Annotated in this window: 12 protein-coding genes; 5 read left to right on the top strand and 7 right to left on the bottom strand. The window is 73.5% G+C overall.

What is annotated here, in order from left to right:
* The coding region (locus tag ACFXAM_RS33690) for a serine hydrolase domain-containing protein (RefSeq protein WP_380297101.1) at nt 1-1,192 on the top strand (1,192 nt) is incomplete at its 5' end.
* Between the two features lie 202 nt (nt 1,193-1,394).
* Here ACFXAM_RS33690 and ACFXAM_RS33685 read toward each other — a convergent pair.
* Nucleotides 1,395-1,829, bottom strand: coding sequence for a MerR family transcriptional regulator (locus ACFXAM_RS33685; RefSeq protein WP_380297100.1), 435 nt, complete (start codon nt 1,827-1,829; stop codon nt 1,395-1,397).
* Nucleotides 1,830-1,900: 71 nt separating this feature from the next.
* A complete protein-coding gene (locus tag ACFXAM_RS33680) occupies nt 1,901-2,497 on the bottom strand; it encodes an NADPH-dependent FMN reductase (RefSeq protein WP_380297098.1) in 597 nt (198 codons plus the stop codon).
* 164 nt (nt 2,498-2,661) lie between these two features.
* On the opposite strand from ACFXAM_RS33680, the gene ACFXAM_RS33675 reads away from it, so the two are divergent.
* The 3 genes from ACFXAM_RS33675 to ACFXAM_RS33665 all read left to right on the top strand — a co-directional run bounded on the left by ACFXAM_RS33675 (nt 2,662) and on the right by ACFXAM_RS33665 (nt 5,083).
* On the top strand, nt 2,662-3,267 hold the full coding sequence (locus ACFXAM_RS33675) for an RNA polymerase sigma factor (RefSeq protein WP_380297096.1): 606 nt from the start codon (nt 2,662-2,664) through the stop codon (nt 3,265-3,267).
* Nucleotides 3,264-4,292 (top strand): CU044_5270 family protein, encoded by a 1,029-nt coding sequence (locus ACFXAM_RS33670; protein WP_380297094.1) that lies wholly within the window; start codon nt 3,264-3,266, stop codon nt 4,290-4,292. The genes ACFXAM_RS33675 and ACFXAM_RS33670 overlap by 4 nt, the downstream gene beginning before the upstream one ends.
* A gap of 116 nt (nt 4,293-4,408) precedes the next feature.
* Nucleotides 4,409-5,083, top strand: a complete 675-nt coding sequence (locus tag ACFXAM_RS33665) for a peptidase inhibitor family I36 protein (RefSeq protein WP_380297092.1) — start codon at nt 4,409-4,411, stop codon at nt 5,081-5,083.
* A gap of 84 nt (nt 5,084-5,167) precedes the next feature.
* On the opposite strand, the gene ACFXAM_RS33660 is transcribed toward ACFXAM_RS33665, so the two are convergent.
* Nucleotides 5,168-6,694: an MFS transporter gene (locus ACFXAM_RS33660; RefSeq protein ID WP_380297091.1), complete on the bottom strand. Its 1,527-nt coding sequence runs from the start codon at nt 6,692-6,694 to the stop codon at nt 5,168-5,170.
* 165 nt (nt 6,695-6,859) lie between these two features.
* Between ACFXAM_RS33660 and ACFXAM_RS33655 the strand changes: the two genes are divergently transcribed.
* Nucleotides 6,860-7,588: a TetR/AcrR family transcriptional regulator gene (locus ACFXAM_RS33655; protein ID WP_380297089.1), complete on the top strand. Its 729-nt coding sequence runs from the start codon at nt 6,860-6,862 to the stop codon at nt 7,586-7,588.
* 196 nt (nt 7,589-7,784) lie between these two features.
* On the opposite strand, the gene ACFXAM_RS33650 is transcribed toward ACFXAM_RS33655, so the two are convergent.
* From ACFXAM_RS33650 to ACFXAM_RS33635, 4 genes are all read right to left on the bottom strand, one after another.
* On the bottom strand, nt 7,785-8,621 hold the full coding sequence (locus tag ACFXAM_RS33650; RefSeq protein ID WP_380297087.1) for a DUF4097 domain-containing protein: 837 nt from the start codon (nt 8,619-8,621) through the stop codon (nt 7,785-7,787).
* 107 nt (nt 8,622-8,728) lie between these two features.
* Nucleotides 8,729-9,295: a hypothetical protein gene (locus ACFXAM_RS33645; RefSeq protein ID WP_380297085.1), complete on the bottom strand. Its 567-nt coding sequence runs from the start codon at nt 9,293-9,295 to the stop codon at nt 8,729-8,731.
* 169 nt (nt 9,296-9,464) lie between these two features.
* Entirely contained in the window at nt 9,465-10,541 is a 1,077-nt protein-coding gene (locus ACFXAM_RS33640) for an adenosine deaminase (protein WP_380297105.1), read from the bottom strand.
* 89 nt (nt 10,542-10,630) lie between these two features.
* On the bottom strand, nt 10,631-11,890 hold the full coding sequence (locus ACFXAM_RS33635; RefSeq protein ID WP_380297103.1) for a DUF445 domain-containing protein: 1,260 nt from the start codon (nt 11,888-11,890) through the stop codon (nt 10,631-10,633).
* Nucleotides 11,891-12,111 lie beyond the last annotated feature (221 nt).

Here is a 12,111-nt window from a genome sequence, read left to right as displayed (position 1 = left end):
CGTCGCACTGGCCGGGGCGGCGGTCGTCACGCTCGCCCCGGCGGCGACGGCGGCGACGGCGGCCAAGCCGGCCGCGCCGGCGGCCGCGCCGGCCGGCGTCGACGCCCAGGCCCAGCTGCAGGCGTTCATCACGGACGGCTCCTCGACGGCCGCGTTCGCCGAGGTGCGGCAGGACGGCCGCCGGATCTGGCGGGGCGCGGCCGGCACCTCCGACCTGGCCACCGGGCAGCCGGTCCGGCCGGACGGCCGGTTCCGGATCGGCAGCGTCACCAAGGCGTTCGTGTCGACGGTCGTGCTCCAGCTGGTCGCCGAGGGCAGGCTGCGGCTGGACGACCCGGTGGAGCGCCACCTGCCGGGCGTCGTCCCGAACGGCGGGGCGATCAGCGTGCGCCAACTGCTCAACCACACCAGCGGCCTGTACGACTACCTGGAGGACCCGCAGTTCTTCTACCAGGACGAGGCGAGCCTGCGCGACTACGCCTACGGGTCGCGCCGCTGGCAGGACCACCGCCCCGAGCAGCTGGTCGCGGTCGGCGTCGCGCACGCGCCGTACTTCGCCCCGGGCCAGGGCTGGAAGTACTCGAACACCAACTACGTCCTCGCCGGGATGGTGATCCGCAAGCTCACCGGGAACAGCTGGCAGAGCGAGGTCGAGCGGCGGATCGTCAGGCCGCTGCACCTCGACGACACGGTGTTCCCGGCCTCCGAGACCGGCCTGCGCGGCCCGCACGCCCACGCGTACGCCAAGCTGCCGGAGGGTCCGGCGGACATCACCCGGCTCAACACGACCGTCGCCGACGCGGCGGGCAACGGCATCTCCACCCCCGCCGACCTCAACCGCTTCCACGCCGCCCTGTTCGGCGGCAAGCTGCTGCGGCCCGCCGAGCAGGCGGAACTGAAGCGGACGGTGCCGACCGGCTCGGGCACCTCGTTCTACGGACTCGGCGTGGCCCAGGCCGACTTCGGCTGCGGCCCGCTGTGGGGCCACGACGGCGGCCTGCCGGGCTGGGGCACCCTGCTGTTCGGCACGGCGGACGGGACGCGGCAGGTGGCGCTGTCGTACAACCCGTACGAGGGCACGGACCCGTCGGGCCTCGACGCGGCGGTGGTCGACGTGGCGGTCAAGACCCTGTGCGACGGCCGGCCGACCGCTCGGACCGACGCGGCGGCCGGGCTCAGGGCGCTGCGCTGAGCTCGTGTCAGGACGGGGCCGACGTCCGGGAGACGTCGGCCCCACCCGTGGAGCGCGGCCCGGTGCCATGACGCCGGCCGCGGCAGGTGCGTCCGACCTGGCCGACCGGGCAGCCGGTCAGGCCGGACGCGCGGCCGGGCACGACCGGCCGGGCGGGCAGGCGGGCGGGCGGGCGGGCGGGCGCTCGAACCCGCCCGCCGCCTCACCCGCTCCCGACTGCTCCGGACGGCACCCCGCGGCGATCGGCCCGGGGGTCCGCCTGCAGGAACTCCAGCGTGGCCAGTTCGTTCACCGTCGACTGCAGCCGGCTGATCCGGTCCCGGCCGATCCGGACGAGTTCCTCCCCCGCGGCGGCCCACCGGTCGAGATCGGGGGAGAGGGGAGGGATGCCGGCGAGGATGTCGGCACTCTCCTTGAGGGTGATTCCGACGCGTTGCGCGGCGAGGGCGAGTTTGACCCGGCAGATCGCGTCGACGGTGAAACGGCGGGCGTTGCCGCTGCTGCGGTACCCGCTGATCACGCCGTAGCGCTCGTAGAAGCGGACCGCGTTGGGCGTCACCCCCGCAGCCCTCGCCAGCTGGCCGACCGTCAGGGTGGCATGGCTCGCTCCGTGGCCGGAGTGCCCGGTGGTGGTCATGGCATACGTCCCGCGTCCGAGGGTGGATCCTGCCGGTCCAGTGTCCCAGGGGCGCGGCGGTGGCCGCCTGCTCATGTCCGGGCGGCCGGGCCCGCGGTCCGGACCGGGCGCAAGGCCACGGCCCACGTCCGCAGTTCGTTCATCGTCGCGCCCAGCGCCCGCGCCGTACCGGGCGGAGCGACGAAACGGCCGTCGGCGTCGAGGTGCTCCCAGGGCATCGGCAGCAGCACCGCCTCCCGGACCGTGGTGGCGCGCAGTTCCGGAAAGACCGTCCGCAACTGCTCGACGGCCCTGATCCCGCCGGAACCCCCGTACCCGACGAACGCGACCGGCTTGTACGCCCACTCGGTGAAGTGCCAGTCGATCAGGTTCTTCACCGGCGCCGGGAAGCTGTGGTTGTACTCCGGTACGAGGAACACGAATCCGTCGGCCTCCGCGAGCCGGCCGGCGATCGGGGACGCGGCCGCCCCTCCCGGTTGCATCTCGTGCATCGGCAGCGGGACCTCGGCGAGGTCGATCACGTCGAGGTCGAGCCAGTCGGTCGCGGCGAGCTCGCGCTCCAACCACGCGGCGAGGGGATCGGCCATCCTGGGCCTGCGCACGCTCCCGATCACCACGGCGACCCGGATCCGGTCCTCGGTCAGGTCCTTGGCGTTGTCTTCTGTCATGACGTCGACGCTAGACATTCGCCTATGGGCGAACTCAACCCGATCGCCCGGGCCGGTCCCCGTTCCGGGGCCGCGGGCCGGCCTCCCCGTCCTCTCCCGCCCTTTCCCGAATTTCTCTGGAACCACCTCCGTCCTGCGGACACCAGATCTGCGTGGAGTCCTCCTTGTCCAGTAAGCAGACGCAGGCCGGCGAGCGCCAGCTGTTCGCCGAGCTCTACGATCAGCACGCTCGCACGGTCTTCGCGCACGCGTACAGGTCCACCGGGGACCGCGACCTCGCCGACGACATCGTCTCCCTCACCTTCCTCGAAGCCTGGCGGCTCCGCAGAAAGCTCCGTGACGAGGTCCTCCACCCCCGTGCCTGGTTGCTGGCCATCGCCACCAATGTGCTCCGCAACACCGCCCGCACGGCCCGCCGGCACCGGGACGCGATGTCCCGCCTGCCCCGGCGCGATCCGATCCCCGACTTCGCCGACGAAGTGGTCAGCCGGATCACCGACGCCAACACGGCGGCCGCCGCCGTCCGCGCGCTCGACCAGCTCGGCGGGCCGGAGCGCGAGGTCTTCACCCTCGTCGTCTGGTCCGGGCTCGGTTACGCCGAGGCCGCCCGGGCCCTGGGCATACCCGTCGGCACCGTCCGCTCCCGGCTCTCGCGCGTGCGGGACAAGCTCCGCCGGATCGTCGACGCCGAGGATCCCCCCGCACCACCCCGGGTGGGCCTCGCCATCAGCCATCAGTCCGTGGGCCACCACCAGGAAAGGCGGCCATGAGCACCACACGCACCGACCAGTCCGAGTGGAACGAACACAGCGAGCGCCGTGAACTCGCCCGGCTGCTCCCCCCGCCGCCCCACCCGGAACCCTCCCCCTCGCAGCTGGCCCTCCGCCGCGACCTCCTGCTCGCCGAGTTCGCCCGGCCCCGCCCCTTCTCCGCCCTCACCGCCCGCTGGCGCGGCCTCGTCGCGGTGACCGCCATCGCCACCGCCGCCGCCATCACGGCCGTCACGCTGGCCCCCGAGCCCTCCTCCTCCCAGGACCCGCGGCCGCCGGCCACCGCGGCCTCCGTGGAACTCCTCGACCGGATCGCCAAGGTCGCCTACGCCCAGCCCCAGCCCCCGGCCCGGGACGGCCAGTTCACCTACCTCCGGACGGTCGCCCACACCAGCACGATGACCGAGGCCTCCGACGGTGCCATGGCGCGCACCGACGCCACCACGGAGACCGAGCGCTGGACCGCCGTGGACGGCAGCAGCCCCGGCCTGGTGCGCCGCGACGGCGCCGACACCTCGCTGCCCGCCGTTCCCCGCGGCTCGCTGGACTCCCCCACCTACCGTCTGCTGACCACCCTGCCGGCCGATCCCGACGCCCTGCTGAAGCTGATCTACACCGACGCCGGGCCGAACCACGGCGCCGGGTCGGGCTCGACCGCCGGAGCGGACCACGAGGCCTTCATCGCCATCGGCGACCTCCTGCGCGACTCGGTCGTCCCGCCCCAGACGGGCTCGGCGCTCTACCGCGCCGCCGCCCGCATCCCGGGGGTGGTGGCCGTGGACGACTCGGTGGACGCCGCCGGACGGCACGGGGTGGCCGTGGCCCGGGTGAACGACGGCCGGCGCTTCGAGTGGATCTTCGACCGGACGACCCTGGGACTGCTCGGCACCCGCACCGTCCTGGTGAAGGACGGCCCCTGGGGCAGGTCCGGCGACGAGGTGGAGTCCACCGCCGTCCTCGCCCGGGGCATCGTCGACGTCCCCGGTACGACGGCTCCGGCGGAAACCGTGGAATCAAGCCATTGAGCCAATTCGGCCAGCCATTGACCGGTCCTCGTCGGAACTATTGTGCGAACGGCCGATCCGGCGTTGGGTTCGTGGCAGCACAGTCCTGCCACGACTCATCAGGGGAGAAGTTGACCGTGCGTTCCTTCCGCATGCTCGCCGTCGTCACCGCGGCCGCCGGCGCGCTCGCGCTGGCGGCCCCGGCGGCCACGGCGACGCCCGTGCCGTCCGCGCCGACGGCCCCGTCCGCCGACGCCCGGCAGTCCGCCGGTTCGACGGGGGCAACGCCGTCCAAGCCGGTGATCGCCACCTACAAGGGCGAGAAGATCGACCTGGGCAAGGGCTGGAACGGCGCGCGCGTGTGCACCGAGGTGACCGGCGGTGCCGTCTACTGCCACGACAGCGTCGCCGAGGCCGACGCGGCGCTCGCCGTCATCGACCCGGCGCTCGCCGAGGCCGCCAGGACCGCCAAGGCCGCACCGGCGGCGGCCTCCGGCGTCGTGCTGACCCCGCAGGCGACCTCCGACTGCGGCTACGGCTGGGCCTGCCTCTGGGAGCACTCCACCTTCTCCGGCACCCTGCTGCGCTGGTCGCAGCCGGGCACCAAGTACCTCTCCGACTGGTCGTTCCGCGACATGGCCAGCTCCGCGTGCGTGTACCGCTCCGTCGGCGACATGCAGATCTACGACGACCGGACCCTGCAGCCGGACCCCTCGCTCAACCTGTCGAACGGTTACTGCTACGACTTCACGGGCCTCGGCTACCCGTACGGCGGCAACTGGAACGACAAGGTGGACTACATCAACCTGTAGCCCGCGACCGCCGCGACGCCCGAAGGCCGGCCCCCCTCCCCGGGGTGCCGGCCTCCGTCGTGTTCCGCCGCCCGGGAGCCCGGGTCACACCGCCAGTTCGGCGATGTCCTCCTGCGGGGCCTGCGGGGCCTGCGGGGCCACCGGCGCGGACGGCTTCCGGTTCCGCAGCACCACCGCCGCCAGCAACGCCGCCGCCAGGACGCCCACCGCGCTCACCGTGAGGGTGGTGGACATCGCCGAGGTGAACGCCTCCCGGGCCTCGTGGGCCAGCCCCGGGTCGCCCTTGGCGCCGGCCTCGACGAGCGCGCCGAGGATCGACTGCCGGGCCTGCTCGGAGGAGCCCGCCGGCATCCTGTCGGCGTAGCCGCTGGCCAGCAGCGAGCCGAGGATCGCGATGCCGAGCGCCGTGCCGGCCTGCTGGATGGTGTCGTTCAGGGCCGAGCCGACACCCGCCTTCTCCGGCGGGATCTCGCCCATCAGCGCGCCGACGGCGGCCGGCATCGCGAGGCCGGCGCCCAGGCCGAGCAGGGCCAGCGCCACCGCCGGGACGGTGAAGCCGGTGTCCGCGTCGACGGTGCTCAGCAGGACGAAGGAGCCGGCCATCAGCCCCATGCCGACCAGGACCAGCGGGCGGAAGCCGATCCTGGCGGTGAGGCCGGCACCGGCGCCGTTGCCGATCAGCGCGGCGACCGCCATCGGCACGAAGGCCAGGCCCGCCTTGATGGGCGAGTAGTCCAGCACGAACTGCAGGTACTGGGTGAGGACGAGCAGCAGACCGCCGTTGCCGATCTGCACCAGGGTCAGCGAGAGCGAGCCGCCGCTGAAGTTGCGCTGCCGGAAGAGCGCCAGCGGGACCATCGGCTCCGCCACCACGTTCTCCCAGAGCGCGAAGCCGCCGAGGGCGACGACCGCCACCGCCAGGGAGACCAGCGAGGTGCCGCCGAACGCGCCGTGCTTGGGGATCTCGATGATCCACCAGATCAGTGCGGTCATGCCGACCGCCGACAGGACGGCGCCCAGCGGGTCCGGCTTCTGCCACGGCCCCCGGGACTCGGGCATCAGGACCAGCGCGGCGGTGATCGCCAGCACCACCACCGGCACGTTGATGAAGAAGATCGAGTGCCAGGAGAAGTGGTCGATCAGCACACCGCCGAGCACCGGGCTGCCGACCAGGCCGAGCATCGAGACCGACCCCCAGGCCGCCATGGCCTTGCCGCGCTCGTCCTCCTCGAAGACGGTGATCAGGATCGACAGGGTCGAGGGCATGATCAGCGCGCCGCCGACGCCCATCGCCACCCGGCTCGCGATGACCTCACCGGGGTCGGTGCAGAGCGTCGCCGCCAGCGAGGCCGCCCCGAAGAGCAGCAGGCCGACGATCATGACCTTCCGCCGGCCGAACCGGTCGCCGAGGCTCCCCGAGGTCAGCAGCAGGCCGGCGAAGACCAGGATGTAGGAGTCGAGGATCCACTGCGTGTCCTGCGCGGTGGCGTTCAGGTCCTCGGTCATCGACGGCACCGCCACGGTCAGCGCCATGCCGTCGACCACCAGGACGAGCGTGCTGAGACACAGCACGATCAGGATCATCCAGCGCCGCGGATTACGGCCTTCCATGCGTTCTTCCCCTCCGACGGTGCGACGGTGCGCACGACGTTCCGTCAACGCGCACACTGTACGCAGTGCGGAACAGTGTGCGCAATTCTGTTTCCTGTACGCTTCCTGCGAACGTTGTACGCAGGGATGTCCTTGCGCCGATTCCCTTTGAGGGAGGACCGGCCGATGGCCGACATCACGAACCCGATCCCGTCCGTGTGGGCGCGCCGGCAGCGCGAGGCCGAACAGCCCACGCTCAGCCGGGAGGCGATCGTCCGCGAGGCGATCGCCATGCTCGACGCCGAGGGGGCCGAGGCGCTGTCCATGCGCAAGCTCGGCGCCCGCCTCAACGCCGGCGCGACCTCCCTCTACCGGCACGTCGCCACCAAGGACGAGCTGATCGAACTCGCGGTGGACGAGGTCTTCGGCGAGATCCCCGTCCCGGACCCCGGCGCGTCCGACTGGCGGGCCGACGTCTTCGCGACCTGCGACGCCTTCCGGGCCACCACGCTGCGCCACCGCTGGCTGGGGTCGGTCATCGGCCAGGCCGGGCTGGTCTACCTGGGCCCCAACCTGATCACCGTCTCCGAGCGGATGGCCGCGCTCTTCTCGGCCGCCGGCTTCCCGGAGCCGTCCCGGGCGATCGACACCGTGCTCTCCTTCGTGCTCGGGATGAGCACCACCGAGGCCGCCTTCCTCACCACGGTCCAGCGCAGCGGTCAGAGCGAGGCCGAGTTCATCGCCCGCCTCATGCCCTCCGCCCAGGAGGCGGTGGCCGGGCACGAGTTCCTGGCCGGGGCCTTCGCCGAGGCCGAGGCCAACGCCGCCACGGACCCGGCCGTCCTGCGGCACGAGAAGTTCTCCTACGGCCTGAACGTCATCCTCGACGGCCTGGCACTGCGCCTGCCGCGCTAGGGTCCACGGCCGGACAGCGCCGCGGCTCCCCCCGGTCCCCCGCGCGGTCAGGGCCGGAAGGACGTCGCCGAGGACCGTCCGCCCGCCGTGGGCCCCGGTCAGCCCCACGGCGGGGATCGCCGCACCCGGCCCGGGCGGGCCGGCGACGGCAGTCATGCCGGCCGCTCCCCCCTGCCCGGCGGCCGACCGGTGCCGGTCAAGCCCGCCGGATCACGACGTCGCCGAGTTGCGTCCGGGCCCGCACCTCAAGCGTCTCGGCGGCCTCGCCCGGCGCGTCCGAGGCCTCCAGCGTGTTGCGGACGCCGCCGACCTTGGTGTGCACGTCGAGCCAGGCGGCGGTGCCCTCCCGGATGCCGATCTCAAGGTCACCGATGGAGGTCTGCAGGACGGTGCGGCCGCGGACCACTTCGCCGATCCGGATGGTGCCGTGGGCGGACTTGGCGTCGACGCCGGCCAGCGCGGTGCCGACGGTGATGGCGCCGTTGGAGGAGTTGGCCCGCAACTCGCCGCCGACCTGGCCGACGACCGTCTCGCCGTTGAGGTTCTTGACCGTCAGGGCGCCCGCGACGCTGTCGATCTCGACCCGCCCGGAGGACAGCACCTCGGCGTCCCCGTCGGCCCGCCCCAGCCGGACCTCCCCGTGGTCGCTCCGCAGGTGGACGGTGGCCGCCTCGTCGACCTGGATCCGGCCGACCGAGGTCTTCAGCCGGCAGTCGCCGAAGACGCCCTCCAGCAGGAAGTCGCCCATCGGGACGTCGCCGCGGACCTCGGAGCCGGCCGGCACCTCGATCGTGACGTCGATCGATCCCGTCCGGCCGAAGATCGACCGCTTCTTCGGGGCCTTGAGGACCAGCCTGCCGTTGGCGCAGGTGATTTTGGTCTGCTCGGCGATCCGGACGTCCGCCTCGGACGCCGGGTCGGCCGGGCGCACCTCGACGACCGTGTCGGTGCGCTTGGCCGCGGTGATCCGCACCGCGCCGATGTCGAACTCCAGGATGACGCCGATCGGGTCGAGGGTGTCGAAAGAAGGCATGGCTGTCCCGTCCTCGTGGCTCTGTCCTGCGGCTTCGCAGGTGGAAGAAGGTGAGAGTGAGCGGATGGCGAGTGGATGGCGGAGGGCCGGCGCGGCGGGCCGACGGGCTAGCGGACCCAGCCTGTGAACCCCTGGCCGGCGACGCGCCTGGTCCGCGGCTCGGGCCGTGCGGGCGCGCCCGGGTCCAGCGCGGCGGCCACGGCCCGGACCAGCCAGGCGTTCACCGAGAGGCCCTCCTGCCCGGCGGCCTCCTCGACCCGGGCCTTGAGGTGGGCGGGAAGCCGGAAGTTGATCCGGGCGGTGTTGCCGTCGTCGGCCGCCTCGCCCGGGCCGCCGGAGGAGCCGGCCGACGCCACGGTTGGCGCCATCGGTGGCGCCGGCGGCGCCAACCCCGCTCCGGCCGGCTCCGCGTCGTGGAAGGAGTCGGCGCCCACCGGCACCGAGACCACGAACTCCGGGTCCAGGCCGCGCAACCGGACGTCCACCGAGCCCGGTGCCAGCTCCCGCGTCACCTCCCCCATGGCATCGGAGAGCGCGTTCAGCAGGGTGAGCCGGGCGGCCGATTCCAAGGGCAGGGTCAGGCGCTCGGCCAGGGCGCGAGCCTCGTCCCCGCCCGCGCCCGCGGCCACCGCGAGCTCGTGCCGGAGGTTGTCGACGTACGGCGTGAGATCCATGACCCGAGAATGGCACATTCATGGCGCCATGTCGAGCCTTTTTGGCACCACACGATGGCACCACTCGAACGAGTGAGGGGCGCCACCGGCGGTGCGGGGGCGCCCCGGACAGGCGCCGGGGCCCCGCCGGCACCCGCCGACGAGGCCCCGGCGGAGCGGGAACCGCAGGTCAGACCTGGCGCCACCGCGCCAGGTGGGCATCGATCTCGCCCGCCAGCCGGGCCTTGCCCGGGCCGTCGAGGAAGGAGGCCTCCACCGCGTTCTTCGCCAGCGCCGCCACCCCGGCCTCGTCCAGGCCGAGCAGCCGGGCCGCCACCGCGTACTCGGTGTTGAGGTCGGTGCCGAACATCGGCGGGTCGTCGCTGTTGACGGTCACCAGCAGCCCGGCGTCGACCATCCGCCTGATCGGGTGGTCCTCGATCCGCTCCACCGCGCGGGTCGCGATGTTGGAGGTCGGGCAGACCTCCAGCGGGATCCGGTGCTCGCCCAGGTGGTCGAGCAGCGCCGGGTCGTGGACCGCCTGGGTGCCGTGGCCGATGCGCTCGGCGCCGAGCACCCGCAGCGCGTCCCAGACCGTCTCCGGCCCGGTGGTCTCGCCCGCGTGCGGGACGCTGCGCAGGCCGGCCGCCCGGGCCCGGTCGAAGTAGGGCTTGAACTGCGGGCGCGGGACGCCGATCTCCGGTCCGCCGAGACCGAAGCTGACCAGGCCCTCCGGGGCCAGGTCGACGGCGAGCCGCGCGGTCTCCTCGGCGGCGGCCAGACCGGCCTCGCCGGGGATGTCGAAGCACCAGCGGAGGACCACCCCGAGGTCCTTCTCGGCGCGCAGCCGGGCGTCCTCGATGGCCTCCATGAAGGCGACGTCGGGGATGCCCCGGCTGACCGAGGAGTAGGGGGTGACGGTGAGCTCGGCGTAGCGGATGTTCTGCCGGGCCATGTCCTCGGCGACGCCGTAGGTCAGGGCGCGGACGTCCTCGGCATCGCGGACGAGGTCCACGACGCTCAGGTAGACCTCGATGAAGTGCGCGAAGTCGGTGAAGGTGAAGTACTCGGCGAGCGCCTGCGGGTCGGCGGGCACCCTGGCCCGGCCCTCGTGGCGGGCGGCCAGCTCGGCGACCACGCGCGGCGAGGCCGACCCGACGTGGTGGACGTGCAGCTCCGCCTTCGGCATCGCGGCGATGAACGCCTCGATCGAGCGGTCCGCGGGGGCCGCGGGGGCCGCGGGGGTGCTGGCGCTGGGGGTTCCGATCCGACTTCCGTCCGGCTGGACCACGGTGGTGCCCTTCTCTGGTTTCTACGCGCGTTTCGGCAGTGTTCGCAAGGATAAGCAGACCGGGCTCAGCCGCCGAGCGCGACCGCCGCGGTGTGGATCAGCAGCCCGGCCAGCGCGCCGACCACCGTGCCGTTGATCCGGATGAACTGGAGGTCCCGGCCGACGTTGGCCTCGATCTTGCGCGAGGCGTCCTCGGCGTCCCAGCCCGCCACCGTCTCGGAGATCAGCGAGGTGATCTCGGCCCGGTAGGTGTCCACCAGGTACTGGGCGGCGTCCTGGAGCCAGCCGTCCGCCTTGGCCTGGAGCTTGGCGTCGGTGGCCAGGCGCTCGCCGAAGCTGCGCACTCCCTCGCGGATGCGCCGGCGCAGCTCGCTCTCCTCGTCCTCGGCCGCGTTCAGCACCAGCGAGCGGACGGCGGCCCAGGTGGAGGCGATGAGGTCCTGCACCTCGGGCCGGGCGAGCAGTTCGCCCTTGGCCCGTTCGACCCGGGCGATGGTCTCCGGGTCGGTCTGCAGTTCGGTGGCGAAGTCGGCGAGGAACTTGTCGATCGCGCCGCGCGCCGGGTGCTGCCGGTCGTCCCGTATGTCGGTGACGAAGCGCATCAGCTCCTTGTGGACCCGCTCGCCGACCTGGTGGTCGATGAACTTCGGGGTCCAGCCCGGGGTCTTCCGGGTGACCCGCTCGACCACCTCGGCGTGGTTCTCGGTGAGCCAGTCGTGCGCCCGGACGGTGATCAGGTCGACCACGCCGTGGTGGCCGCCGTCCGCGACCACCTTGCCGAGCATCCGGCCGGCCGGTTCGGCGACCGAGGTGGCGGCGGCCCGCCGGGTGACCGCCTCGGCGACCACCGCCTGCACGTCGTCGTCGCGCAGCACCGCGAGCACCCCGCGCAGCGCCGCCGAGGCCTCCTTGGTGACCCGCTCCGCGCTGCCGGGCGCGGCCAGCCACTCGCCGAGCCGCCGGGCGATGCCGAGCGCGGCGAGCCGGCCGCGCACCACCTGGCCGGAGAGGAAGTTCTCGCCGACGAAGTCGCCGAGCGAGCGGCCGAAGGCGTCCTTCTTGGTCGGGATGATCGCGGTGTGGGGGATGGGCAGGCCGAAGGGCCGCCGGAACAGCGCCGTCACCGCGAACCAGTCGGCCAGCGCACCGACCATGCCGGCCTCGGCGGCGGCGGCCAGATAGCCCGCCCAGGCACCGGCGCCGGCCGCCTTCGCCCAGGTGGCCAGGGCGAAGACCAGGGTCGCGAGGGCCAGCAGGCCGGTCGCGATGGTCTTCATCCGGCGGACGCCGCGTCTCTTCTCCTCGTCGGCCGCGGTGAACCGCATCCCGGGGCCGGTCCCGCTGAAGGCTTCGTCGCTCACCCCGCCAGTCTGCCCGGTAGCCGGCGCGAACGGACGGCGCGCCCGGCTGTCGCGCGCCGGTCCGGTGCCGCAGCCGCCCGCGCGGGCCGGTCCGGACGCCGAGGACCGGGGCGCGGCGGGCGCCGATCTGCCGGGGGATCAGCCCGTCGGACGCCCCGCCGCCGGCACCGCGCCGCCCCGGGAAC

Origin of the sequence: Kitasatospora sp. NPDC059462, from assembly GCF_042749955.1 — a bacterium.
Lineage (GTDB): Bacteria > Actinomycetota > Actinomycetes > Streptomycetales > Streptomycetaceae > Kitasatospora.
The sequence above is the reverse complement of the archived record's forward strand: the minus strand, read 5'-3'. Positions and strand labels throughout refer to the sequence as shown.